Source organism: Nocardioides zeicaulis, from assembly GCF_042432345.1.
Lineage (GTDB): Bacteria > Actinomycetota > Actinomycetes > Propionibacteriales > Nocardioidaceae > Nocardioides > Nocardioides zeicaulis.
In genome coordinates, this window is the sequence record NZ_JBHLXH010000001.1 from 1,306,005 (window position 1) to 1,331,055 (window position 25,051).

Sequence of the window (25,051 nt, forward strand, 5' to 3'; positions counted from 1 at the left end):
GCAGCCGCTCGTGCTCCCGCAGCCCTCGCACACGTAGCACGAGCCGGCGGGGCGCATCTTCGTGCCGCAGGTCATACAGAGCGGGGAGTCGACGGCGGTGCCGGTGAGCTTCTCGAAGAGCTCGGCGGTGGTGTGGGGGGCACCGGTGGTCGCCTGGGCCGGGACCTCGCGGGCCTCGTTGCCGTGGGTGTCCTTGGTCTCGACCTCGTCCAGCTCGACGACCTCGGCGGCCGCAGGGGCCGACGACGTCAGCTCGCCGGCCGAGCCGGTCTCCTCGACGAGGGGCTCGTAGGAGCCGGTCTCGAGGTGGCGCTGGCGCTCCTCGGCGGAGTAGATGCCGAGCATCGAGCGGTCCTCGAAGGACAGGTAGTCCAGGGCGAGGCGGCGGAAGATGTAGTCCATGATCGACTGCGACATCCGCACGTCGGGGTCGTCGGTGAGGCCGGCGGGCTCGAAGCGCAGGTTGGTGAACTTCGAGACGTAGGTCTCCAGCGGGACGCCGTACTGCAGGCCGATCGACACCGCGATCGAGAAGGCGTCCATCACGCCGGCGAGGGTCGAGCCCTGCTTGCCGAGCTTGAGGAAGACCTCGCCGAGCTGGCCGTCCTCGTGCGCACCGGAGGTCATGTAGCCCTCGGCACCGCCGACGGTGAACGACGTGGTGCGCGAGACGCGCGACTTGGGCAGGCGCTTGCGGACGGGGGCGTAGACGACCTTCTCCACGACCTTCTCGACGACCTCGGTCTCCGAGGCGGCCTTGTCGGCGGCGTCCTTCTTGGCCTTGCCGCCGCCGTCGGACAGGGGCTGGCCGACCTTGCAGTTGTCGCGGTAGATCGCGGTCGCCTTGAGCCCAAGCTTCCAAGACTGCATGTAGACGTCCTCGATCTCCTCGACCGTGGCGCTCTCGGGCAGGTTGACCGTCTTGGAGATGGCACCGGAGAGGAACGGCTGCGCCGCGGCCATCATCCGGACGTGGCCCATCGGCTTGAGCGCGCGGGCGCCCATGGCGGTGTCGAAGATCTCGTAGTGCTCGGTCTTCAGGCCGGGGGCGTCGATGACGTGGCCGTGCTCGCCGATGTAGGCGACGATCGCCTCGACCTGCTCGGGCTGGTAGCCGAGCTTCTTCAGCGCCCGCGGGATGGTCTGGTTGACGATCTGCATGGAGCCGCCGCCAACGAGCTTCTTGAACTTCACCAGGGAGAAGTCGGGCTCGATGCCGGTGGTGTCGCAGTCCATCATGAAGCCGATGGTGCCGGTGGGCGCGAGCACCGAGGCCTGCGCGTTGCGGAAGCCGTTCTTCTCGCCGAGCTTGATCACGTCGGCCCACGCCTTGGTGGCCAGCTTGTGCACGCGGCCGTCCTCGGTGTGCAGCACGCGGACGACGTCGTTGGCCGCCTGGTGCTTGCGCATGACGCGCTTGTGGGCGTCGGCGTTGCGGGCGTAGCCGGCGTACGGGCCGACGATGCCGGCGAGCTCAGCCGAGCGCTTGTAGGACGTACCGGTCATCAGCGAGGTGATCGCGGCGGCCATCGAGCGGCCGCCGTCGGAGTCGTAGCCCAGGCCCATCGCCATCAGCAGCGCGCCGAGGTTGGCGTAGCCGATGCCGAGCTGGCGGTAGTCGCGGGTGGTCTGGCCGATCGGCTCGGTCGGGAAGTCGGCGAAGCAGATCGAGATGTCCATCGCGGTGATGATGAACTCGACGGCCTTGGCGAACAGGGCGGCGTCGAAGGTGTCGTCGTCCTTGAGGAACTTCAGCAGGTTGAGCGAGGCCAGGTTGCACGAGGAGTTGTCGAGCGACATGTACTCCGAGCACGGGTTGGACGCGGTGATGCGGCCGGTCTCGGGGTTGGTGTGCCAGTCGTTGATCGTGTCGTCGTACTGCAGGCCCGGGTCGGCGCAGGCCCAGGCGGCCTCGCTGATCTTGCGGAACAGGCTGCGGGCGTCGACGGTCTCGATGACCTCGCCGGTGCTGCGCGAGCGCAGGCCGAACTCGGTGCCGTCCTCGACGGCGCGCATGAACTCGTCGTTGACGCGGACCGAGTTGTTGGCGTTCTGGTACTGCACGGAGGTGATGTCGGCGCCGCCGAGGTCCATGTCGAACCCGGCGTCGCGGAGGGCGCGGATCTTGTCCTCCTCCTTCGCCTTCGTCATCACGAACTCCTCGATGTCGGGGTGGTCGACGTCAAGGACGACCATCTTGGCCGCACGGCGCGTGGCGCCGCCCGACTTGATGGTGCCGGCGGACGCGTCGGCGCCGCGCATGAAGGAGACGGGGCCCGAGGCCGTACCACCGGAGGAGAGGAGCTCCTTGGAGGAGCGGATGCGCGAGAGGTTGAGGCCGGCGCCGGAGCCGCCCTTGAAGATGAAGCCCTCCTCCTTGTACCAGTTGAGGATCGAGTCCATCGAGTCGTCCACGCTCAGGATGAAGCAGGCCGAGACCTGCTGCGGCGACGCGGTGCCGACGTTGAACCACACGGGCGAGTTGAAGGAGAAGTACTGGTTGACCAGCAGCCAGGTCAGCTCGTGCTCGAAGACCTCGGCGTCGGCGTCGGTCGCGAAGTAGCCGTGGTCGAGGCCGGCCTTCGTGTACGTCTTCACGATCCGGTCGATGAGCTGCTTGAGGCTCCACTCACGGGCGTCCGTGCCGACCGCGCCGCGGAAGTACTTGGTGGTGACGATGGTGGAGGCGTTGACCGACCAGAAGTCGGGGTACTCGACGCCACGCTGCTCGAAGACGGTCTCGCCGGTCTTCCAGTTGGTCTGGACGACGTCGCGACGCTCCCAGGTGATGGCGTCGTAGGGGTGGGTGCCCTTGGTGCTGAAGACGCGCTCCATCTTCAGGCCCTTGCCCCTCGCCGCGCCCTTGGCGCCGGTGGAAACCGTCTCGGTCATGCCATCTCCTGTGGTGGTGGTTTCTCGGTTCGCGAGTCGTCTCGCGGGATGTTGGTGAGCCCGGCAGGCAGCTTCCCCACCACCTGCCGGGCCGTTCGTGGTCAGCCCGACTGGGCTGAGGTCTCGCTCGGACCGTCGGTGGCGCGCTCGAGCCGCAGCATGGCGATCTCGTCCTCGAAGGCCTCGACGGAGTCGAAGGCGCGGTAGACGGAGGCGAAACGGAGGTAGGCGACCTCGTCGAGCGCCCGCAGCGGGGCGAGGATCGCGAGGCCGACCTCGTTGGCGTCGAACTCGGCCTGGCCGCTCAGGCGCAGGGCGTCCTCGACGTCCTGGCCCAGGCAGGCGAGCTGGGCATCGGTGACCGGGCGGCCCTTGCAGGCCTTGCGGACGCCGGCGATGGCCTTGTCACGGTTGAACGGCTCGGTGGCGCCTGAGCGCTTGAGCACCGTGAGCTGCATCTTCTCCACCGTGCTGAACCGGCGGTCGCACGCCGAGCAGCTGCGGCGACGGCGGATCGAGCCGCCGTCGTCGGCGACGCGGGAGTCGAGGACCTTGGTGTCCTCGTTCTTGCAGTACGGACAGTGCATGGCAGCCCTCCTCCCGTCGTCAGGGCGCGCTTCGCACACCCGTACAACGGGTCCGCGCCTGTGGATCTTCCTGTGGACATCTAGGCTTGGCCTGTGCGTAGAGACCCATGGCATGTGCACCAGATGTGGATAACTACAGCGGTGTAAGTACTAGATGTAGTGGTTACCGTACGTCGCCGTCACAACGCTTGGCAAGTGAGCCGGACGGGTCAGATCGGGCTTCGGGCGTGTCGTCGGCAAAACCGCAGGTCAGTGATCGTTCGTCTATTTCCGGCCCGGCGTGTCGCGCTTCCGGTGTGCTCCGGCGGGTGGTCCTGGCGTAGTCCGAACGGGCTATTCGGCCCCTCTGGATGGATCGAGCGGGCACAATGTCCCGCGTGACGGGGAAGCGGGCGGGATCGCGGCGAGCAGCCCCCGCGTCGTCCGCCCGGACCTCTCCCCTCGCGCTGGCGATCTGCGTCGGGATCACGCTGTGCGTGGTGGCCTGGGGCTACCTCGTCTACGCCGCCATCGACTTCGGTACGGCGGCCCGCGGGGGCTCCGGCTCGTCCGCCTGGATGTTCATGGCGCTCGCCTGCCTCGGCGCGATCGCGTGCCTCTTCGTCGGCCTGCTCCTCGTCGCCCGGCTCTCCCGGACCCTCGGGATCACCCGCGAGCCCCCCGCCCCCGGCGAGGCCCCACGGCCTATCGGCGGCAAGCGCGCGGCACGCTGAGCGCCGCCTTCCGCCTTGTGCGGTATCGGTGACGTACCAGGTACGTCACAGGAACCGCACTCACGGCCGGTGTCGCTCGGATGCAGGCGGGGCAGCTGCGCAGAGCGGAAGATCCGAGCCACCGGATGGCTCGGATCTTCCGCGTCGTCGATCGGACCTAGCGGAGAACGAGCTGCGGGAGCGCCTCGACCACGTCGAGGTCCTGAGCCGCGCCTTGCACGGTGACCGTCTCGTTGATCGGCGTCCATGCTCCACCGCCGATGCGGTACTCGCCCGAGTACGTCGTGTCGAGACTGACCGTTACCGGGTCCGCCTGCGTGTAGACGTGGGTGACGTCGAGGTACGGGTTCGGACGCCCCGGGCTGGCACTGTCGACGCCTGTGCCATCACCGAAGTGGAACCGGTACGTAACCTGGACGGCCCGGATCTCGACCTGACGGCCTGCAATGCGGACCGTCTGTGTGATCGGCTGGTCGTCGTCGGTGTAGAAGTTCGTCTCGAAGTTGACCAAGGTCTTGCCGCCCGGTGGCTGAACGACCAGCTCGGAGGCTGGCCACTCGATCCGCTTGAACTGCCTGATGATCAACGCGAGGACGTTGACCTCATCGACGTCGGCTTCAGGGACGCAGACGTCGCCGACGTCGACACCGTCCATGAACACGTCGTGGACAAAGCCGCTCGCACCGTTCTCCACGCATTCGACGTGGTCCGCACAGATGCCGCCGTTGCCGCACTGGATCGTGACCACCCAGGTGTGTGTTACATCAGAGCTAGATGAGCTCTGGAATTCCGCATAGGTCCACTGGCATTCAGCGTTGACTCCAAGAATGCCGACCTGGCTCGAGCACCCATCGGCGGTCGCGGTTTCGCTCAGAGCCATGAGCCCTCCGGAGGCCAGGAGGAGGGCAAGCAATAGACGGATCATCGTCTCGCGTACGCGGCTACGAACCATGCGCCTGGCTCGCCATTGAGCGTCAGCTGATACTGGCCAACACCGCTCGGCAGTCGCTGATCGACTTGTCCGTTCTTCAGCCGCACCACCGTTTCAGGGGTATCTAGATCCAAGTTGAATGTTGGCGGATCATCCGCAACTGACTTCAACAGGCTGATGGTCGCGCCGCCAAACTCGATAGACCCGCCCGCTTCGTAGATCGACTGGACCTGATCGGCGGCCTGACCACAGGACTGGCACTGACGCGAAAGCTTCCGGAACTCGGCGACTTCACCGGTCTGCTGCATTTCGTTGCTCACCTGGACCCACCGGCGTACAAAGTCCTCCGCGCTCTCGGCCTCCGCCGTCTCGGACTCCGTCGGCGAGGGCGAGGCGCTGGTCGGGTCGGGCATCTTCGGCGTGGGGCTGGGCTCGGGGTCGCCGTCGGAGCACCCGGCCAGCAGGAGCGGGGCGAGGACGGAGAGCGCGAGCGCGCGGCGTACGTGCATGAAGGGCCTTCCCGAGACAACGTCAGCACCGGTGAAACTACCCATCCGGAGCTGCCGAGAAACAGTCCCAGGAGCCGATCTGTGGACAACCGCGACCAGGGTGGCGGCAGACGACACCCGGAGGAGGCCGGCCCGTGTCGTATGCCGCCACCCTCACCACGGCAGCCCGGCAAGCTGCGTAGCCGACACATCGGAGATCGACTCGCTCAACCTGCTCCCGACATGCGCCGAGGGGCGGGCCTGGTGGCCCGCCCCTCGGTCTTCCCCTTGGTTCCACCAGCCGGGGTCGAAGCGGCTGATGGAGGCCTCGCGCGTCAGTCGGTGACGACCGGGACGCGGAGCTTCTGGCCAGCCGAGAGGCTGGCGGACTCGAGGGCGTTGAGCCGCTCGATCTGATCCATCGCGGAGCGGACGTCGCCGTCGGTGGAGATGTCGCTGGCGATGTCCCAGAGGGTGTCGCCCGGGGCGACGGTGACGACCTCGGTCGGGACCTGCTGGCCCGCCGAGTCGGTGCCGACGGCGCCGCCGGCGAGCATGACCGCCACCCCGAGGACCAGGAACAGCGAGGTCAGGAAGACCACGAGCCGGCCGCGCCGGGTGAGCCGCACCGCCGAGCGACGGGCGGACGTGGCGGTGAAAGCGGGGGAAAGGCTGAGGGTGCTCATCGTGGCCTCCTGGGGAAGATCAGCCGGGTGTCTCGGTCGAAGGAATGTCTAGTGATGACCACCGACAGTGGGTCGGTCTCGCTCAGACGTTCGATCGAACGTGTGTACGACGATAGAGCAGGTGTTCGAACAGATCAAGGACCTGGGCGAACAAATGTTCGACGGCCCCGAAGGCGGCTCAGCGCCGACGCATCGACCGCCGCCCCTGGGCCGCGAACAGCCCCACGACGTGCGGCGCCGCGCCGGGTGTGAGCGCGGCAGCCCGCGCCACTCCCCCGCGCCAGCCCGGCACGGTCCGCACCACCCGCCGCGAACCGAGGAGGGCGACCGCGGCCGTCGCGACCTGGTCGACGGTGAGGATCGGGCCGCCCGAGTGCACCAGCTGGGCTCCCATCCCGTCGGGGTCCTGCGCGGCGAGCATCGCGGTGTCGGCGCCGTCAGGGCACAGCGCGTGCACCCGGACCCCGCGGGGCGCCTCGGCGTTGACCGAGGAGCTCAGCGACACCACGCCCGCCTTCGTCGCTGCTACACGCTGTAGCCGGGGGCCGGGGTGAGGCCGGCGAGCGAGGCGACGTTGACGACGTCACCTCCGGCGGGCCCGAACGCGTCGAGCGCCGCGCGGGTGCCCCACATGGTGCCGAGGAGGTTGACCTCGACCAGGCGGCGCACCTGCTCGTCGGTCAGCGCGACGAGCGTCCCGTCGTCGCCGACCCCGGCGTTGTTGAACCAGGCCGCCAGCGGGGCGTGGCGCGCAGCCTCGGCGGCCACCGCCCGGTGCGCGTCGGGGTCTCGCACGTCGTGGACCAGCCCGGCCGCTCCGATCTCTTCTGCGGTCGCGGTGACCGCCTCGGAGACGTCGGTGACCACGACCCGGTGACCGCGGGCGACCATCCGCTCGGCGATCGCCCGCCCGATCCCACGCGCCCCACCCGTTACCACACAGCTCGTCGTGCCCACGCTCGCCATGCGGCCGACCGTAGCGACACGCGGGTTCGAACAGGTGTTTGATCCGCGGGCGTCCGCGGCGCTACGGTGGCCCCACTGCTCCGGGTGGACGGAGCACGACACCAGCAGCACACCAGCAGCACGTCAGCAGGACACCGTGCCGGGAGGACTGAGCCAGATGGCCAAGCAGGACGACAAGAACGTCATCGAGATGCCCGACGGCCCGCCGGACGCCACCGGCCTGACCCCGCGCCAGCAGCGCGTGCTGGCCACGATCAAGGACTCGATCGAGACGAAGGGCTACCCGCCCTCGATGCGCGAGATCGGCCAGGCGGTCGGGCTCACGTCGTCCTCCAGCGTGGCCCACCAGCTGCGCGTGCTCGAGGGCAAGGGCTTCCTCAAGCGCGACCCCAACCGGCCCCGCGCGCTCGAGGTGTTCCTGCCCGAGGTGATGGCGGCGCGCCGCTCGATCTCGAGCGCCGACGAGTCGAGCGTCGACGAGACCGGGATCGGCGACGTCTCCCCCACCGCGGTCAACATCCCACTCGTGGGCCGCATCGCCGCCGGTGGCCCGATCCTCGCCGAGGAGCAGGTCTCCGACGTCTTCCCGCTGCCCAAGCAGCTCGTCGGTGACGGCACGCTCTTCCTCCTGGAGGTGTCCGGCGACTCGATGATCGACGCCGCGATCTGCAACGGCGACTACGTCGTGATCCGGCAGGAGCAGACGGCCACCAACGGACAGATCGTTGCGGCGATGATCGAGGGCGAGGCGACCGTGAAGACGTTCCAGCGCAAGGACGGCCACGTCTGGCTGCTCCCGCACAACAGCGCGTACGACCCGATCCCCGGCGACAACGCGACCATTCTTGGTGTCGTCACGGCGGTCCTGCGCAGCCTCTGAGGCACTCCTCGCCCGGCCTTCCGACGGCCCTCCACCCTGCGGGGCGGAGGGCCGTTGATTGTGGTGCACCGAGCGGACACGATGGCGGGACCACCCATCGCGAGGAGCCCGCATGAGCCAGGTCCAGGAGTCCTACGACTACGTCGTCGTCGGCGCCGGCGTCGCCGCCACGAGCGCCGTGAAGGGGATCCGCAGCCAGGACCCCTCCGGCACGGTCGCGGTCCTCGGCTCCGAGCCCGACAGGCCGGTCTACCGACCCGACCTGTCGAAGGCCCTCTGGCTCGACGCCGAGAAGAGCCTCGACGACTCGTGGCTCTCCGGCGACCTCGAGGACGACGACGCGGTCGACCTCCTCACCGACACGACGGTCAGCGCGATCGACCCCGGTGCCCACGCCGTACGCCTCGCCGACGGCACGACCGTCACCTACGGCAAGCTGCTGCTGGCCACCGGTGCCGAGCCGCGCACGCTCGACCTCCAGCCCGGCCCGCGCGTCCTCTACTACCGCACCGCCGCCGACTACCAGCGGCTGCGCACCCTCGCCGGCCCCGACAGCCACGTCGTCGTGGTCGGCGGCGGCTACATCGGTTCGGAGATCGCCTCGGCCCTCGTGCAGAACGACGTCTCCGTCACCCTCGTGCTCGACCTCGAGGACGTGCAGGAGCAGATGTTCCCCCGTGCGCTCGCGGCCAGCCTCACCAAGGCGTTCACCGACCGCGGCGTGACGGTGGTGCACGGCTCGGTGAGCGCCGGCGAGGACACCGGCGACGGCGTGCGGATCCGGCTCGACGACGGCACCGAGGTGGTCGGCGACGCAGCCGTGGTCGGCGTCGGCGTGCAGCCGCGCACCGGGCTCGCCGAGGCTGCCGGGCTCGAGGTCGACAACGGCGTCGTCGTCGACGAGCACCTGCGCACCAGCGCGGAGGACGTGTACGCCGCGGGCGACGTGGCGTCGTACCCCGACGCCCTCCTCGGCCGACGCCGCGTCGAGCACGTCGACCAGGCCGAGAAGTCCGGCGAGCACGCCGGCAAGGTGATGGCCGGCGCCGGCGAGGCCTACGAGTACACCCCGATCTTCTGGTCCGACATCTTCGACGCCGGCTACGAGGCGGTCGGCGAGACGAAGTCCGACCTCGACATGGTGGAGGACTGGAAGGACGGCCAGCTCGGCACCGGCGTCGTCTACTACCTGAAGCAGGGCTCCGTGCGCGGTGTGCTGCTGTGGAACGTCTGGGACAGCACCGACCAGGCTCGCGAGGTCATCAGGGAGACGCGTGACGCGCCGCTCGACGACCCCGAGGTGCTGCGCGGCCGGATCCCGTTCGGCTGACGGGGTCTCGAGGCTCGTCGCCGGAGCTCCTCGCACCCCGGCGCCCGGTGTAGCCTCGCGGCGATGTTCGAGCACGCCGGCGCGACCCCGTCCCCCGAGGTGTTCCGCACCCGTCCGGGCAACCGGCGCCGGCTCACTCCGCCGGGCGAGGCCGAGCTCGACCGGCTGGGGCTCGCCGGGGAGGCGTCGGCGTGGCTCAGCCCGCTGGCGTACAACCTCACGGTGAGCCACAGCCACCGGTTCGTCTGGTACCGCGTGGCGAAGGTGGCGACCCGGACCATCCGCCACCACTGCGAGAGCCATGGCGTGAGCCTGGACGTGGACCACGCGATGCGGGTCAGGTACCCCCTGGCCAGCTTCACCGACTACTTCACCTTCGCCTTCGTGCGCGACCCGCTCGACCGGTTCGTCTCGGCGTGGCGCGACAAGGTCGTCGGAGCCAACTACTACTCCTTCGACGACGCGACGCACGCCCGGATGCAGACGGTCGAGGAGTTCGCCCGCTGGACCGCCGCGCAGGACCTGTCGGCGGTTCCCGGCACCGACCAGCACCTCACCCTGCAGAGCCGGATGATCGATCTCAACCGGGTCGACTTCGTCGGGCGCCTGGAGACCTTCGACCGCGACTTCGCCGAGGTGTGCGAGCGCATCGGCGCGCCGACCGTGCCGACCGCCCCGCGGAACCAGACCGCGCCCGGCGGGCAGGACCGCCGGGTCTCCGACGAGCTCCGCGCGCTGGTGACCACGATGTACCGCCGTGACTACCAGCTCTTCGGCTACGACCCCGACCGCCCGTAGACCGGAGCCCGCCATGACGCTCGCCCAGCCCCGCTTCGCCACCACCAAGCTCACCGAGGGCTACGACGTCGGCGAGGTGGACGACCTCGTCGACCGGGTCCTCGCCGCGCTCGCCCAGGAAGGCCCGGCCATGACGGCCGAGCAGGTGCGCGACGTCCGGTTCACGCCGGTGCGGCTGCGCGAGGGCTACGCGATGGGCGACGTCGACGACTGGCTCGACCAGGCGGTCGTCGCGCTGCGCGCGCAGGCGAGCGGCGTACCGCCCGAGGTCGCCGCGCCCGACACCGGCGCGGCGTACGTCCCCGCCGCACCCCGCCCCGACGCCATCGCGCGCGCCGACGACCGCTCCACGCGGGTGGCGATGGCGTGGGGTCTGGCCGTGGTGGCCGTGGTGCTGCTCCTGGTCGCCGTGCTCTGACCCGGCTCAGCCGGCGCCGAGCCGCTTCAGCGCCTGGCGCACCAGCGCCGGGTCGGTGGTCGACCACATCGGCGGCAGCGACGCCTTGAGGAACCGGCCGTAGCGGGCGGTCTCGAGGCGCGGGTCGAGGACGGCGACGACGCCGCGGTCGGTGGTGGTGCGGATCAGCCGGCCGGCGCCCTGCGCCATCAGCAGCCCGGCGTGGGTCGCGGAGACCTCCATGAAACCGTTGCCGCCACGGTCGTCGGCGGCCTTCGCGCGCGCCGACATGAGCGGGTCGTCGGGCCGCGGGAACGGGATACGGTCGATGATGACCAGCTGGCAGGTGTCGCCGGGCACGTCGAGGCCCTGCCACAGCGACAGCGTGCCGAACAGGCAGGTGTGGGGGTCCTCGACGAACTGCTTGGCGAGCTCGGGCAGCTGGGCGTCGCCCTGCGCGAGGGTGGTGAGGTGCGGCAGCCGCTGGCGTACGGCCTCCGCCGCCGCCTCCGCCGCGCGACGCGAGGAGAACAGGCCGAGGGTGCGGCCGTCGAGCGCGTCGACGAGGTCGCAGATCTCGTCGAGCTGGGCCGGCCCGAGCCCGTCGCGGCCGGGCTGGGGCAGGTGGCGGGCGACGTAGAGGATGGACTGCTGGCCGTAGTCGAACGGCGAACCGACGTCGATGCCCTTCCACGGCAGCGCGCCCTCGGCGTCGGTGGTGGCGACTTGGTGCCCGAGCCGCTCGGTGGGCTTGAGGCCCAGCGAGGTGGCGACCGCGCCGAACTCGCCGCCGAGCATCAGCGTCGCGCTCGCGAAGACGACGGTCTTGTCGGTGAGCAGCTTGTCGCGCATCTGCCCCCACACTTGGAGCGGCGCGACGTGGAGCCGGGCCGGGAACCGGTCGCGGGCCTCGCCGAGCCACAGCACGTCGCGGTCCGAGCCGGCCGCCATCCGCTCGGCGTTGACGAAGACCTCCTGCACCATGCCCTTGGCCTGGGTGCGCCCGGCGTCGGCGTCGCCGTCCTTGCCCTCCTTGCCCGACTCGCGCGGGAACGCCGACAGGGTCGCGCGGGCGGCGTCACGGACCGCGACGAGCGCGTCGGAGAGCTGTGGCGGGACCATGTCGATGCGACCGGCCGGCAGGGCCGCGAACGCCTCCGCGAGCTGGCCGGCGGCGTCCTCGAGGTCTCCGGCCGGGTCGCCCCCGGCGTCGTCGGCCCAGCGGCTGGCGCGGCGCGCGGCCCGCTCGACGTCACCGGCGCCGAGCTCGTCGGTGGCCGCCTGGGTGACGCGGGCGACCAGCTCGTGGGCCTCGTCGATCACGACCGTGTCGTAGTCGGGGATCATCGGCACGTCCTCGATCGCGTCGATCGCGAGGAGGGAGTGGTTGGTGACGATCAGGTGGCTGCGCTGGGCCTTCTCCTTGGCGAGCTCGGCGAAGCACTCCTGGCCGAACGGGCACTTGGTCGCGCCGAGGCACTCGCGGTGGTTGACCGAGACCTGGCGCCACTCGCGGTCGGTGTGGCGCGGGGCGTTGTCACGCTCGCCGCTGCCGCCGGCCTCGGACTCGTCCTCAGCCCACTGCCGCAGCTCGAGGACCTTCTCGGCCATCGAGCCCATCGGCACGTCGACGAGGGTGCCCTGGTCGTCGGGAACGCCGGCGCGGACGCGGTGGAGGCAGGCGTAGTTGGAACGGCCCTTGAGCACGGCGTAGGAGGTGTCGATGCCGGGGACGTCCTTGACCGCCTCGACCAGCCGCGGCAGGTCCCGCTCGACGAGCTGGTGCTGCAGCGCGAGGGTCGCCGTGGCGACCACGACCCGCTTGTCGTGGAGGAGCGCAGGCACGAGGTACCCGAGGGACTTGCCGGTGCCGGTGCCGGCCTGCACGAGGAGGTGGCGGCCCTCCTCCATCGCCTCGGCGACCTCGGTGGCCATCTGCACCTGGCCGTCGCGCTGCTGCCCGCCGAGCGCGGTGACGGCCTTCGCCAGGACCTCGGTGACGGGGCTGGCGGCGGTGGCGGTCTCGGGCACCAGAGAACCCTACGGGGCCGCCCCGACACCGCGACGTACGCCATCCACAACGCGCCGTGGCGGGTGCGGGTCGCCGCGTCCACGGGGCTACTCGAGCGGACCTGTGTCCGCTCGACGCACGCCATGGCGTGCGTCAAGCGTCAAAAGCGTGCGTCCAGTCGGCGTCGGTCAGTACTTCTTGCGGCCGATCTGGCGCTCGATGCGGCGCTCGGGCTGGCCGAGGATCCGGGCGAGCAGCTTGACGCGGTACTTCCAGGCGACGACGCCCAGCACGACGATGAGGAGGAGCCACAGCATGGGACGAAGGTACGCCGTGGCGGCAACTCCTCGTGCGTTCCCCGCGGTTATCGCGGCTTGCAAGGTGCGAGAACCCCGGGTTCCCCCGGCTAGGCGGGGGAACCCGGGGTTCCCGGTCACGTACGGACGAGCGGCCGGCAGGCGGGGTCAGACGACGGCGCCGGAGTCCTCGGGGGCGCGGACGACCTTCTCCTTCTTCACCCGGCTCATCGGGAACCGCGGCTGGAAGAAGGTCAGCAGCGGGGTGGCGACGAACACGGAGGAGAACGTGCCGACGACGAGGCCGACGAGCAGGGCGATCGCGAAGTCCTGGAGCGAGTCGCCGCCGAGGACGGCGAGCGCCGCCAGGATGAACATCGCACCGAGGCCGGTGTTGACGGTGCGGGGGATGGTCTCGACGCACGCCTTGTTGGCCAGGGAGTTGAAGTCGTCCTCCGGCTTGGAGCCCCACCAGCGCTCGCGGATGCGGTCGAAGACCACGACGGTGTCGTTGACCGACAGACCGACGATGGTCATGGCGGCGGCGAGGAAGATGCCGTCGATCGGCTTCTGCAACCAGGCGAACAGACCGACCACCAGGATCACGTCGTGCGCCATCGCGAGGACGGCCGCGACACCGAAGGTCCACTTGAACCGGACCGCGAGGTAGAGCAGCTGGGCGAGGAAGGCCACGCCGAAGGCGATGAGCGCGTTGTTGCGCAGCTCCTTGCCGAGCGAGGCGCCGATCGTCTGGTCGTCGACCTTGGTGACCGTGCCGCCGACCTTGGACAGCTCGTCCTCGATCGTCTGCTCCTCGTCGTTGGAGATCGTGCCGGTGCGGACGGTGAAGTCCGCGGTGTCGGCGGTCTGCACGACAGCCTCGGGGAAGCCGGCCTGGGCCACGGCCTCGCGAGCCTGGTCGACGTCGATCTTCTTGCTCAGCGAGTAGTCGAGCTGGCGACCACCGGTGAACTCGACGCCGAGCTGCAGGCCCTGGGTGGCGATGCCGGTGACGGCCAGCAGGAGTGCGACACCGGAGATGCCCAGCCAGATCTTGCGTCGCTGGACCAGCTGCGGGTTCTTGCGGTCGAGCCAGGTGCGGACCCGGCCGAGGTGGCTCAAGCCGCTCACGGCCGGGTGGCGCGAGACAGGCTTGTTGGCGACGGCGAGGTCGCACAGCACGCGGGCAATGATCAGCGCGGAGACCATCGAGGCGACGACACCGATGGTGAGGGTGACACCGAAGCCCTTGATCGGGCCCGAGCCGAGGAAGAACAGCAGGCCGGCCGCGAGGAGCGTGGTGACGTTGGAGTCGATGATCGCGCTCCACGCCTTGTTGAAGCCGACCGCCAGCGCACGCCGGAGGCCGGCGGAGGGGTACGCGACGTACTCCTCCCTGGCTCTCTCGAACACGAGCACGTTGGCGTCGATCGCCATGCCGATCGCGAGCACGAAGCCGGCGAGGCCGGGCAGGGTCAGTGTCGAGCCGAGGCCGACCAGCATCGCGTAGGCGAGCAGGGCGTACGACGCGAGCGCCACGGTGGCAGCAAGACCGACGAGGCGGTAGACGAAGATGATGAACAGGCCGGTCAGCGCGATGCCGATGATGCCGGCCTCGATGGAGGCGTCGATCGCCGCGGCACCCAGCGAGGGGCCGACGAGGCGGTCGGAGATGGGCTTGAGCTCGAGGGGCAGCGAGCCGCCCTCGATCAGCGCGGCGAGGTCCTTGGCCTGGGCGGCGGTGTAGCCGCCGGTGATCTGGGTGCCGCCACCGCGGATGCCGACGTCACAGCCGACCGAGGTCTGCACCTGCGGGGAGGAGATGACCTCGCCGTCGAGCACGATCGCGATGCGGCGCTTGGGGTCGCCGTCGGGGTTGCAGGCGGCCTTGCCGGTGATGTCGGCCCAGGTGTCGCCACCCTTGCCGTTGAAGTCGATGGACACGACCCACTCGACGCTGTTCTGCGGCTGCTCGGCGGCCGCGGAGGTGATCTCGTCGCCCGGGATGACGGTGGGGCCGATCTCGATCACGTCGCCCTGGTCGGACGGCAGGACCTGGTCGTCCTTCTTGGTGGGCTTGGCGTCGGGGGACGCAGCGGCGGCGATGACCTCGTGGATGGTCAGCTTGGCGGTCTGGCCGATCTTGTCCTCGGCCTCCTGCGCCTCCTTGTCGGAGGTGACGCCGGGCAGCTCGACGAGGATCCGGTCCTGGCCCTGGCGGACGAGGGTGGGCTCGGAGACACCGAGGGCGTTGACGCGGCCGCTGAGCACGCTCAGGGTCTTGTCGACGTTCTCCGCGTTGGCGGGCGTCTGGTCGGTGCCCTCGGCCTGGAAGACGAACTGTGCGCCGCCCTTGAGGTCGAGACCGAGCTGGGGCTTGACGTTGATCGCGAGCGCCGCGCACCCGGCCAGCAGGCCGAGCACGAGGAGAAAGCGGATCCAGACACCTCGTGACATGCGCGACATCCTCTACTACACGACTGCGAAGCCCCGCATCAGGGCACCGGACTGGTCAACGTGCGACCACCCGCGAAGGTTTCGCCCGAGACAAACGTCAGCGACTGTACGCCGCCAGCTCGCCCGCGAGGTCGGCATTGGCCCGTCCGACCACCAGCGTCCCGTCGCCGGTGTGCTCCATCGAGCCGATCTCGGCCTCCTGGTGGATCCGGTTGACCAGGTCACCGCGCTCGTAGGGCAGCAGCACGTCGAACTCGACCTGCGGCCGCGGCAGCTCTGACTCGAGGGTGCGCAGCGCGTCCTCGATGCCCTCGCCGGTCTTGGCGCTCACCACGACCAGGTGCGGCTCGCGCGCCTTCAGCCGGCTGATCACGAGCGGGTCGGCGGCGTCGACCTTGTTGACCACGATGATCTCGGGCACCTTGTTGGCGCCGATCTCGGCCAGGACCTCGCGCACCGCGGCGATCTGGCCCTCGGGGTCGGGGTGGGCGCCGTCGACGACGTGGAGCAGCAGGTCGGCCTCGGCGACCTCCTCCAGCGTCGAGCGGAAGGCCTCGATCAGGCCGTGCGGCAGGTGTCGCACGAAGCCGACGGTGTCGGACATCGTGTAGACGCGGCCGTCGGCGGTCGTCGTACGGCGGGTGGTGGGGTCGAGGGTGGCGAACAGCGCGTCCTCGACGAGCACCCCGGCGTCGGTCAGCCGGTTGAGCAGCGACGACTTGCCGGCGTTGGTGTAGCCCGCGATGGCCACGCTCGGGACGTGGTTGCGGCGGCGCGACTGGCGCTTGACCTCGCGGGTGCCGCGCATCTCCTTGAGCTCACGGCGCAGCTTGGCGATCTTGGTGTTGATCCGCCGGCGGTCGGTCTCGATCTTGGTCTCACCCGGGCCACGGCCACCGATGCCGTCACCGCCCGCGGCGCGACCACCGGCCTGGCGCGACAGGTTGCCGCCCCAGCCGCGCAGGCGCTGCTTCATGTACTGCAGCTGGGCCAGCTCGACCTGGGCCTGGCCCTCCTTGCTCTTCGCGTGCTGGGCGAAGATGTCGAGGATCAGCGCGGTCCGGTCGACGACCTTGACCTTGATCTTGTCCTCGAGGTTGCGCAGCTGGCTCGGCGCGAGCTCGCCGTCGCAGATCACCGTGTCGGCGCCGGTGGCCTGCACGATCTCGCGGATCGCCTCGACCTTGCCGCGGCCGATGTAGGTGGCCGGGTCGGGCTTCTGGCGGCGCTGGAAGACCGCCTCGAGCACCTCGGAGCCGGCGGTCTCGGCCAGCGCGGCGAGCTCGGCCATGGAGTTCTCGGCGTCGGCGACCGACCCCTCGGTCCACACGCCGACGAGCACGACCTTCTCCAGGCGGAGCTGGCGGTACTCGACCTCGGTGATGTCCTCGAGCTCGGTGCGCAGGCTCGCGACGCGGCGCAGGGCGTGGCGCTCGGCCAGCTCCTGGGCGCCGAGGGTCAGCTCCTCGGGGTCGGCGTCGTCGTAGGACGTGTCCTCGGCGTAGCCGGACTCGACGTCGTCGTCCTCGAGCAGGTCGTCGTCGAGCTCGATCGAGTCGTCGTCCCAGCCGCGGGTGGCGTCGAGGGCGTCGCTGAGGTTGAAGTCAGGTGCGTTCGTCATATGCGCTCAAGAATAGGTCGCCGCGCCCGACCTGCGCGAACGACTTCGACCAGAGTGACGGGTGGGACGAGGGGGTCAGTGGGCGCGGTGGCGCCCGACGACCGGAGCCTGCTCCCCGGCGATGGTCGCGGTGTCGACGAACTCGTCGCACGCGGACCGTACGTCGTGCGGCGTGTGGCCGGCGCCCACCGCGACCACCCGTACTCCGGCGGCGTGGAGCCGGTGCACCAGCGGCAGCGCCGAGGTGAGGTCGCCGGCGAGCACCACCTCGTCGACGGAGGCGTCGCGGGCGATGTCGATCGCGTCGATGGCCATCGCGACCAGCGCCTGCTCGTCGTCGTCGGGGAAGTGGTGGAAGGAGTGCAGGCCCTCGCGGCGCATCCGGCCCACCCAGTCGCCGAGCTCGGCCCGGCTCCAGTCGGCGTAGGCCCGGCAGACGTTGACGGCGCCGCGCCCCGCCAGCATCGCGAGCAGCCCCGTGGCCGCGTCGGCGGAGACCCGCCGGGCATCGATCAGCACCGCCACCCGCTGCGCCTGGTCCAGCTCCTCGCCGGTGGGGCGCTGCGGCAGGCGGGGCACGACCGGGGCGGACCCGGGCGCGGCGACGTCTCCCACCACGTCGCTCGCCGGGTCCGCCTCCGGTCGCTCCCGGGGCGGGGCGACCGGCCCGTCCTCCCCGCCCGGGACCCCCCACGGGTCGACCAGCGTCTCGACCGTGACGTCCCCTTGGTCCTGCTCGTCCGGTGCGACCTGCTCGTCGTGCTCGGCCGGCGCCGGTGCGACGCGGAGCGACCCCTCGCCCCGCACCCGGTCCTGCGCACGCGTCCCCGCCGCCATCCAGCTGCGGACGAGCGTGGCCAGGTCCCCCTGGTGGCGGTCCTGCTCCGCCGCGTCGGCCCCCTGGCCCTGACGCAGTCCGGTCGAGGTGTCCGCCATGTCCGCCGTGCCCACCCTGTTGGTCATCTGCGTCATGTGCGCCCCCACCCACTTTGTGCTCGGCCCCGCTCGTCCTCGACGAACGATCCCCCGACCCGCAAGCGCGGCGCGGCGTTGTATCCGATTTGAGGACGTTCGGTCCAGACCACCGCGCGCGCGACGACTAGCGTGCGCGCCGTGGAACCTCGCCCGCCGCTCGACCTCGTCGCACTCGTGCGTCCCGACCTCGAGCGCCACCGGCCCGCCGCGGTCGAGGCGTTGCGCCGGACGTACGCCGCTCACCCGGGCGCGACGGCGTTCGAGGTCACGCACCTGCACGAGCTCGACCACGCCGTCCTGGTGCGCCCGGTCGTGGGCGACGACCTGGGCGCGGGCGTGGTGCTGCTGCCGGGGTGGGCGGACCGGATCGGCACCGACGCGCCCGATGCCCTGCCGGGGCGCTTCCGCTCCGACGGGGACGTCCGGGACGCGATCGGTGACTGGGTGGTCGAGGTCTTCGACGCCGCCGGTGGCCGTGAGGTCGGCGTGCCCACCTGGCTGCGCGAGGAGGGCGACAGCGACCGCTACGACCTCGGCGCCGACGCGTGGCTCTGAGCCGGGCCCGTCTCGCGAGGAGCCGTGGGTCGCGACCTCCACGCACCCGCACGACCGATCGCCGCGGAGCCGCCCGGTCTAGGTTGTCGCCATGGGCAGATTGGCAGTGGTGGGTGCCGGAGGTTTCGCGAGCGAGGTGCTCGCGCTCGTCGAGGCGAGCAACGCCGCTGCCGGATCGCCGGTCTGGCAAGTCGTCGGGGTGCTGGCCGACTGGGTGCCCGACGACGACTTCCTCGACTCCTGGGACGTCGCCCACCTCGGCGCCACCGACGCGCACACGCGCCTGGATGCAGACGTCTCGCTGGTGGTGGCCGTGGGCGACCCGGACGCGAGGCGCGCGCTCGTGGCGAGGATCGGCTCCGGCCGGGACTACGCGACCCTGGTGCACCCGTCCGCGGCGCTGGGCCGCCACGTCCGCCTGGGCGCCGGTGCGGTCGTGTGCTCCCACGCCTCCCTCACCACGCACGTCGTCGTCGGGCGACACGCGCAGGTGCACGCCGGCGCGGTCGTCGGACACGACTGCGTGCTGGACGACCTCGCCACGGTGTCGCCCGGCGCGATCGTCAGCGGCGGGGTGCACCTAGAGGAGGCGTCGTTCCTCGGAGCCGGAGCGGTGGTGAACCCGAGGGTCACGGTCGGCAGGGGGGCTGTCGTCGGGTCGGGCGCCGTGGTCGTGTCGGACGTGGCCGCGGGCACCACCGCGGTCGGGGTGCCAGCACGGCCACTGGCGCGCTGAGCCGGACGTCCTCGGCGGGCGGGGCGCTCAGGACCCGGGGCGCCAGCGCGGTGTACGGCGTGGCGCCGGCTCGGAGCCGCCGGTCGGCTCGGCCTGCTCCAGCCGTCGTCGTGCCCGGCGCAGCTTCCTGGTGAGCTCGGCGACCCGCCCGTCACGCTCCTCGAGCTGGCCCTTGAGCCACTCGACGTCGTCCACCCGGTCGGCGAATGCACGCGCGAGCAGCGACGCGAACCCGGGGTGCGCCGCGAGGACGGCGGCGGTCTCCTCGGCGGGAGCCGTCCGGCTGCGCACCGCGAAGAGCCGCGCGACCCACAGCGTCCAGTCCTGGATCGCCGCCCGCTGCTCCTCGTCGTCGCCCACCAGGGCGATCACGGCGTCGGCGAATCCGGCCATGCCGTGCGCCCGCCCGATCCAGAACGCGTCCGGGTCGCCGTACGAGCCGTACCAGACCCCGCCGGGGTGCCGCCGGTACACGCCCATCGTCTCCTCGATCATGGCGATCGGGCCACCGCGTGCATGGAGGAGGTGGACGTACCAGTCCAGCGGGAGGATGTCCGGGATCATGGCGTAGGAGTCCAGGCGCCGCGCCAGGGTGGAGTTGGTGGGCACGAAGTTGCCGCGCAGCAACGCGGCGTAGCTGAGGTCGGCACGTTCGGACTCGGTCGGCCACACCACGTCAGGCTCCTCGCCCCCCTCCCAGGTGGTCAGGACCGGGTGCGCGCACAGCGCGACGTCGGGCCGGGCGTCGAGCAGGTCCGCCTGCCGCTGGAGCTTGCGGGGATCGGTCCAGTAGTCGTCGCCCTCGCACAGGGCGACGTAGTGGCCCCGGGTGGCCTCGAGTGCCGACACGAAGTTGGCGTGGATCCCGAGGTTGTGTGGCCGCAGCAGCGGCACCACCCGGTCCGGGTAGCGCCCGGCGACCTCCCGCACGATGCCCGCGGTCGCGTCGGTGGAGGCGTCGTCGGCCACCACGAGCTCGACCGGGAAGTCGGTCTCCTGCGCGAGGATGCTCTCGAGCGCCTGCTCGATGAATGCCTCGTGGTTGTAGGTGATCGTCACGACGCTCACCTTGGGCCGAGGAGTCACCGACACGACTGCACCGCCTCGATCACGCGTCCGAGGTCGGCCTCGGACATCTCGTCGTGGATCGGGAGCGAGAGCACCTCGGAGCACAGCGCCTCGGTCGCCGGAAGTGCGCCGCCTGCCCAGACGTCGTCGTGCTCGACGAACCACGGGTGCCGGTGCACCGGCGGGTTGTAGTAGGCCCGCGCTTGGACTCCGGCGGCGGTGAGCGCCGCCAGGATCTGGTCGCGCTGCCCGGGGTCGCGTGCCCGCAGGGAGGCACTGCCCAAAGCCGCGCGCTCTGAGTTGGGCAGCGGCGTGAGCCCGAGCGGCGCCAGCTCGGCAACGTAGGTCGCGAGGACGCGTCTCCGCTCCGCCAGCCGTCCCTCGAGCCGCTCGAGCTGGAGCAGTCCGATCGCCGCGCTCAGCTCGGGCAGCTTGCCGTTGAGCCCGAGGATCTCGGCCTCGCGCCCCGGACTGAACCCGAAGTTCTGGAACCGGTCCAGCCACGCCACCAGCTCGGCGTCGCGGCTGAGCACCGCACCGCCCTCCCCGATGCCGAAGGGCTTGGTCACGTGGAGCGAGAACACCTCGCAGGTGCCGGCGTCGCCCACCCGGCGCTCGTCGTCGTACCAGGAGCCGAAACCCGCTGCCGAGTCGATCACGAGGGGCAGGTCGTGGTCCGCGGCGAGTCGCTCCCACTCCGCGACGGCGGCGTTGCCGACGCCCAGGGTGTTGCCGAGCAGGATGCCTGCGACCTCACCGGGAACGGTCTCCAGCAGCGCCCGGGCGTGCGCGGCGTCGGGCTGCCAGGTGACCGGGTCGACGTCGACGAACGCGACACGGTGTCCCGACCAGACGACAGCCTGGGGGCCGGCCGCGAACGTGAACGACGGCACCAGCACGAAGCGCGTGCCGTCCCCCCTGCCGAGCGCGCCCGAGAGCGCGCCCACCAGCGCGAGGGTGGCATTGGCGAAGGTGGAGGTGTGGTGGTGCGGGCCGACCGCCTCGGCCATCAAGCGCGCCAGCTCGCGCTCGGTCGGCCCGAAGTTGGTGAACCAGTTCGCCTCGACGATCCGCTCGTACGCCGCCGCGACCGCCGCGGTCTCGGGCAGGCTCGGGCGGATGAACGGGATATCGGGGCTCATTTCGGGCTCACTTGGGGGGCATCCGGATGCCGCCGTCGACGCGGATCGTCTCGCCGTTCATGTAGGAGTTGGTCAGGCACTCCACGACCATGCTCGCCAGCTCCTCGGGGTGGCCGAGGCGCTTGGGGAAGAGGACGTTCTGGCCGAGGTTGGCCTTGAACTCGCCGGGGTTCGGGAACGCGTCGTAGATCGGGGTGTCGATCAGGCCGGGCGCGACGGTGTTGAGGCGGATGCCCGCCGCGGACAGGTCGCGCGCGACCGGCAGGGTCATCCCGACGACGCCGCCCTTGGAGGCGGAGTAGGAGGCCTGGCCGATCTGGCCGTCGAACGCGGCAACGGAGGCGAGGTTGACGATGGCGCCGCGCTGGCCGTCGGCGTCGGGCTCGTTGCGGCTCATCACGGTCGCGGCCTGGCGGGTCATGTCGAAGGTGCCGATGAGGTTGATCTCGACGACCTTGCGGAACGCGTCGAGGTCGTGGGCCTGCTCCAGCAGCCCGTCGCGGCCGATCGTGCGCTGGGCCCAGCCGATCCCGGCGGAGTTGACGCACGCGCGCAGCGGGGCGATCTCGGCGGCGGCCTCGACGGCCGCGGAGACCTGCTCGGTCCGGGTGACGTCGACGGAGGCGAACACGCCACCGATCTCGGCGGCGAGCGCCTCGCCCTTCTCGGCGTTGAGGTCGGCGACCATGACGGTCGCGCCGCGCGCGGCGAGGGCTCGGGCGACGGCGGCGCCGATGCCGCTCGCGCCGCCGGTGACGATGGCGGTGGATCCGGTGATGTCCATGCCTCGGATCCTAGGACGTCCGAGCACCGCCTCAGAGGTCGGTGGTGCCCTCGGCGACGAGCTCAGCCGGGCCGGTCATCAGGACCCGGTCGTCGACGGTCCAGACGACGCGCAGGGTGCCGCCCGGCACGTCGACGCGGTACGACGTCCCGCGCGGCGCGTCGTCGGCCAGCGCGGTCGCGACCGCGACGGCGCACGCACCCGTGCCGCACGACCGGGTCTCCCCCGCGCCGCGCTCGTGCACCCGCATCGCGACGTGGTGGGCGCCCCGGCGCACGACGAACTCCACGTTGACGCCGTCGGGGTAGACCGCCGGGTCGTGACCCGGGGCCTCGAGCAGCGGACCCGCGTCGGCGAGGTCGTCGACGAACGCCACCGCGTGCGGGTTGCCCATCGAGACGCTGCGGGCCGGCCAGGTCAGGTGACCGACCGACACCTCGGTCGCACCGCGGACGGACGGCCGTCCCATGTCGACGGTGAGGTCCGTGCCCGCGCCGTCGCGCGAGACCACCTTGACCCCGTCGCGCGTCTGCACGCGGACCGGGAAGTCCTCGCCGTGGCGCTCGTGGAGGTAGCGCGCGAAGACCCGCACGCCGTTGCCGCACATCTCGCTGATCGAGCCGTCGGCGTTGCGGTAGTCCATGAACCAGCCGTCGTCTCTTCGTACGGCGCGCAGCACCCCGTCGGCGCCGATGCCCGCGCGCCGGTCGCACAGCGCCCGGACCCGGTCAGGGTCCAGGTCGCCGTGCACCGACTCGTCGGGGTCGGGCAGGACCACGAAGTCGTTCTCGGTGCCGTGGCCCTTCAGGAAGGGGTAGCTCACGCCTCCAGTGTGGCAGCCGGGCCGTGGGTCACCGGGGCGAGACCACGGCCGCGGACCCGGTGCCGCGCCGCTCGGGCTCGGCGACCGCGGTCAGGCGCTTGCGCGGCCCGAACTCGATCGCGGTCGCCGCACCGATCTCCGAGGCGCTGGTGAAGGCGTCACCTGCCGGGGCGAGGGTGTGGCCGAGGGCGGTGAGGGCCGGGCCGTAGAGGGTGATGAAGTCAGGCTCGGCGGTGACGCTCGCGGTGTTGCGCTGGCTGGCGCGCGGCGCGGCGATGGCGTCCTGGATCGTCATGCCGAGGTCGATCCGGTTCACCAGCACCTGCAGCACGGTCGTGATGATCGTCGAGCCGCCGGGCGAGCCGAGGGCGAGGAACGGCTTGCCGTCCTTGAGCACGATCGTCGGCGACATCGAGCTGCGCGGGCGCTTGCCGGGCTGGATCCGGTTGGGGTCGGCGGCGTCGTAGACCGTCGAGAAGTCGGTCAGCTCGTTGTTGAGCAGGAAGCCGTGGCCGGGCACGACCATGCCGGAGCCGCCGGTCTGCTCGATGGTGAGGGTGTACTCGACGACGTTGCCCCACTTGTCGGTGACCGTCATGTTGGTGGTGGAGATGTTCTCGGTGTCGGTGTCGGTCGTGCCCTTGGCGGTGGCCGGGCCGCAGACGCCGTCGTAGGAGCTCACGTCGCCGGCCGCGACCGGCTTGGTGGCCGCCTTGGCGGGGTTGATGCCGCAGGCGCGCTCGGCGGCGAACGTGTCGTCGAGCAGCTTCTTCACGGGCACGTCGACGAAGGCGGGGTCGCCGACGTACTTGCCACGGTCGGCGAAGGCGAGGGCGCTGGCCTCGAGGTAGTGGTGGAGCGCCTGCTCCGTGGTCATCGCCGACAGGTCGTAGCGCTCGAGGATGTTGAGCGCCTCGCCGACGGTGGTGCCGCCCGAGGACGACGGCGCCATGCCGTAGACGTCGTGGCCGCGGTAGGTGGTGCGGGTCGCCTTCTGCGAGCGGACCTTGTAGTCGCGAAGGTCGCGTGGCGTCAGGTAGCCCTTCGGCGTGGGCAGGTCGGTGTTCTTGGTGGTGCGCGGGTTGCGGACCACCGACGACATCAGCCGGGCGAGCGGGCCGCGGTAGAACGCGTCCGTGCCGTGGAGCGCGATCGAGTCGTAGGTCGCGGCGAGCTCGGGGTTGCGGAAGACCGAGCCGACCTTGGGGGCGTCGCCCTTGGGCAGGAACAGCTTCTTGGTGTCCTTGAACGCGCGGAAGCGTTCCTCGTTGTCGAGGGTCTGCTGGCGGAAGGTCTCGTCGACGACGAAGCCGCGGGTGGCGACCCTGGTCGCCGGCGCGAGCGCGTCGGCGAGCGACAGCGTGCCCCAGTTGGCCAGCGCCTTGTCCCAGGTCGCGAGGGTGCCGGGGGTGCCGACGCTGACGCCGCTGGTGACGAGGTCGGGGGTGAAGGGGTAGGGCTTGCCGGTGGCGGGGTCGATGAACGCGTCCTGCGGCATCTTGCGAGGCGCGGTCTCGCGCCCGTCGAGGGTGCGCACCTTGCCGGACTTGGCGTCGTAGTAGACGAAGTAGCCGCCACCGCCGATGCCGGCGCTGTAGGGCTCGGTCACGCCGAGCGTCGCGGCCGCGGCCACGGCGGCGTCGACGGCGTTGCCCCCGGCCTTGAGCACCTTGAGGCCGGCTGCGGTCGCCTCCGGGTCGACGGTCGTGACGGCGCCGCCGGTGCCGATGGCGGTGGGCTTCTTCGCGGTCGGTCGCGCGGCCGGCTGCTGCGCGGCGTCGTCGGCGACGGCGGTGGGCGAGACGACGGCTAGGGCGGCGAGCAGGCCTGCCGAGGTCGCCGCGGCGAGGGGCGTACGAATGCGCATGGGGGTCCTCCCGAGTGGGTCGTGGGTCCCACCCTGCCTCCGGCCGCG

At 71.1% G+C, this 25,051-nt stretch carries 24 protein-coding genes; 7 read left to right on the forward strand and 17 right to left on the reverse strand.

Annotated features, from left to right (window positions below):
• The coding region (locus ACFFJG_RS06445; protein ID WP_378517776.1) for a vitamin B12-dependent ribonucleotide reductase at positions 1-2,892 on the reverse strand (2,892 nt) is incomplete at its 3' end.
• Between the two features lie 101 nt (positions 2,893-2,993).
• Positions 2,994-3,479: a transcriptional regulator NrdR gene (nrdR, locus tag ACFFJG_RS06450; protein WP_378517777.1), complete on the reverse strand. Its 486-nt coding sequence runs from the start codon at positions 3,477-3,479 to the stop codon at positions 2,994-2,996.
• Between the two features lie 377 nt (positions 3,480-3,856).
• Between nrdR and ACFFJG_RS06455 the strand changes: the two genes are divergently transcribed.
• Positions 3,857-4,192 carry a hypothetical protein gene (locus tag ACFFJG_RS06455; RefSeq protein WP_378517778.1) on the forward strand — a complete coding sequence of 112 codons (336 nt, stop codon included), beginning with the start codon at positions 3,857-3,859 and terminating at the stop codon, positions 4,190-4,192.
• Between the two features lie 157 nt (positions 4,193-4,349).
• Here the strand turns inward: ACFFJG_RS06455 and ACFFJG_RS06460 are convergent, their stop codons facing one another.
• The 5 genes from ACFFJG_RS06460 to ACFFJG_RS06480 form a co-directional block, all read right to left on the reverse strand.
• Complete coding sequence (locus ACFFJG_RS06460) at positions 4,350-4,940, reverse strand: hypothetical protein (RefSeq protein WP_378517779.1); 591 nt, start codon at positions 4,938-4,940, stop codon at positions 4,350-4,352.
• A gap of 173 nt (positions 4,941-5,113) precedes the next feature.
• Positions 5,114-5,632 carry a hypothetical protein gene (locus tag ACFFJG_RS06465; protein WP_378517780.1) on the reverse strand — a complete coding sequence of 173 codons (519 nt, stop codon included), beginning with the start codon at positions 5,630-5,632 and terminating at the stop codon, positions 5,114-5,116.
• Positions 5,633-5,946: 314 nt separating this feature from the next.
• Positions 5,947-6,297 (reverse strand): LysM peptidoglycan-binding domain-containing protein, encoded by a 351-nt coding sequence (locus ACFFJG_RS06470; protein WP_378517781.1) that lies wholly within the window; start codon positions 6,295-6,297, stop codon positions 5,947-5,949.
• Between the two features lie 178 nt (positions 6,298-6,475).
• The gene (locus ACFFJG_RS06475) at positions 6,476-6,805 is read right to left on the reverse strand and encodes an SDR family oxidoreductase (protein ID WP_378517782.1); all 330 of its coding nucleotides are present in this window, start codon (positions 6,803-6,805) and stop codon (positions 6,476-6,478) included.
• Positions 6,806-6,822: 17 nt separating this feature from the next.
• Positions 6,823-7,263, reverse strand: coding sequence for an SDR family oxidoreductase (locus tag ACFFJG_RS06480; protein WP_378517783.1), 441 nt, complete (start codon positions 7,261-7,263; stop codon positions 6,823-6,825).
• A gap of 157 nt (positions 7,264-7,420) precedes the next feature.
• On the opposite strand from ACFFJG_RS06480, the gene lexA reads away from it, so the two are divergent.
• From lexA to ACFFJG_RS06500, 4 genes are all read left to right on the forward strand, one after another.
• On the forward strand, positions 7,421-8,143 hold the full coding sequence (lexA, locus tag ACFFJG_RS06485; protein WP_378519458.1) for a transcriptional repressor LexA: 723 nt from the start codon (positions 7,421-7,423) through the stop codon (positions 8,141-8,143).
• 112 nt (positions 8,144-8,255) lie between these two features.
• Positions 8,256-9,473 carry an NAD(P)/FAD-dependent oxidoreductase gene (locus tag ACFFJG_RS06490; protein ID WP_378517784.1) on the forward strand — a complete coding sequence of 406 codons (1,218 nt, stop codon included), beginning with the start codon at positions 8,256-8,258 and terminating at the stop codon, positions 9,471-9,473.
• Positions 9,474-9,536: 63 nt separating this feature from the next.
• Positions 9,537-10,271: a sulfotransferase family protein gene (locus ACFFJG_RS06495; protein WP_378517785.1), complete on the forward strand. Its 735-nt coding sequence runs from the start codon at positions 9,537-9,539 to the stop codon at positions 10,269-10,271.
• 13 nt (positions 10,272-10,284) lie between these two features.
• Positions 10,285-10,689 (forward strand): DivIVA domain-containing protein, encoded by a 405-nt coding sequence (locus ACFFJG_RS06500; RefSeq protein ID WP_378517786.1) that lies wholly within the window; start codon positions 10,285-10,287, stop codon positions 10,687-10,689.
• 6 nt (positions 10,690-10,695) lie between these two features.
• On the opposite strand, the gene ACFFJG_RS06505 is transcribed toward ACFFJG_RS06500, so the two are convergent.
• The 5 genes from ACFFJG_RS06505 to ACFFJG_RS06525 form a co-directional block, all read right to left on the reverse strand.
• Complete coding sequence (locus tag ACFFJG_RS06505; RefSeq protein WP_378519459.1) at positions 10,696-12,702, reverse strand: ATP-dependent DNA helicase; 2,007 nt, start codon at positions 12,700-12,702, stop codon at positions 10,696-10,698.
• Positions 12,703-12,867: 165 nt separating this feature from the next.
• Positions 12,868-12,996 carry a hypothetical protein gene (locus tag ACFFJG_RS06510; protein ID WP_378517787.1) on the reverse strand — a complete coding sequence of 43 codons (129 nt, stop codon included), beginning with the start codon at positions 12,994-12,996 and terminating at the stop codon, positions 12,868-12,870.
• Positions 12,997-13,143: 147 nt separating this feature from the next.
• Positions 13,144-15,432 carry a protein translocase subunit SecD gene (secD, locus tag ACFFJG_RS06515; RefSeq protein ID WP_378517788.1) on the reverse strand — a complete coding sequence of 763 codons (2,289 nt, stop codon included), beginning with the start codon at positions 15,430-15,432 and terminating at the stop codon, positions 13,144-13,146.
• Positions 15,433-15,529: 97 nt separating this feature from the next.
• Positions 15,530-17,053, reverse strand: coding sequence for a GTPase HflX (hflX, locus tag ACFFJG_RS06520; RefSeq protein ID WP_378517789.1), 1,524 nt, complete (start codon positions 17,051-17,053; stop codon positions 15,530-15,532).
• Between the two features lie 75 nt (positions 17,054-17,128).
• Complete coding sequence (locus ACFFJG_RS06525; RefSeq protein ID WP_378517790.1) at positions 17,129-18,025, reverse strand: NYN domain-containing protein; 897 nt, start codon at positions 18,023-18,025, stop codon at positions 17,129-17,131.
• A gap of 141 nt (positions 18,026-18,166) precedes the next feature.
• On the opposite strand from ACFFJG_RS06525, the gene ACFFJG_RS06530 reads away from it, so the two are divergent.
• Together ACFFJG_RS06530 and ACFFJG_RS06535 are read left to right on the forward strand one after the other, a co-directional pair.
• A complete protein-coding gene (locus tag ACFFJG_RS06530) occupies positions 18,167-18,583 on the forward strand; it encodes a hypothetical protein (protein ID WP_378517791.1) in 417 nt (138 codons plus the stop codon).
• Positions 18,584-18,674: 91 nt separating this feature from the next.
• The gene (locus ACFFJG_RS06535) at positions 18,675-19,319 is read left to right on the forward strand and encodes a NeuD/PglB/VioB family sugar acetyltransferase (RefSeq protein WP_378517792.1); all 645 of its coding nucleotides are present in this window, start codon (positions 18,675-18,677) and stop codon (positions 19,317-19,319) included.
• A gap of 27 nt (positions 19,320-19,346) precedes the next feature.
• Here ACFFJG_RS06535 and ACFFJG_RS06540 read toward each other — a convergent pair whose 3' ends face one another.
• From ACFFJG_RS06540 to ggt, 5 genes are read right to left on the reverse strand one after another with little or no spacing between them, the layout of a single operon-like run.
• Positions 19,347-20,492, reverse strand: coding sequence for a glycosyltransferase (locus tag ACFFJG_RS06540; protein WP_378517793.1), 1,146 nt, complete (start codon positions 20,490-20,492; stop codon positions 19,347-19,349).
• On the reverse strand, positions 20,402-21,529 hold the full coding sequence (locus ACFFJG_RS06545; RefSeq protein ID WP_378517794.1) for a DegT/DnrJ/EryC1/StrS family aminotransferase: 1,128 nt from the start codon (positions 21,527-21,529) through the stop codon (positions 20,402-20,404). The genes ACFFJG_RS06540 and ACFFJG_RS06545 overlap by 91 nt, the downstream gene beginning before the upstream one ends.
• Positions 21,530-21,536: 7 nt before the next feature.
• The gene (locus ACFFJG_RS06550) at positions 21,537-22,313 is read right to left on the reverse strand and encodes an SDR family oxidoreductase (protein WP_378517795.1); all 777 of its coding nucleotides are present in this window, start codon (positions 22,311-22,313) and stop codon (positions 21,537-21,539) included.
• 31 nt (positions 22,314-22,344) lie between these two features.
• Positions 22,345-23,136 carry a diaminopimelate epimerase gene (dapF, locus tag ACFFJG_RS06555; protein ID WP_378517796.1) on the reverse strand — a complete coding sequence of 264 codons (792 nt, stop codon included), beginning with the start codon at positions 23,134-23,136 and terminating at the stop codon, positions 22,345-22,347.
• A 28-nt stretch (positions 23,137-23,164) separates the two neighbouring features.
• Entirely contained in the window at positions 23,165-25,003 is a 1,839-nt protein-coding gene (gene ggt, locus ACFFJG_RS06560; RefSeq protein ID WP_378517797.1) for a gamma-glutamyltransferase, read from the reverse strand.
• Positions 25,004-25,051 lie beyond the last annotated feature (48 nt).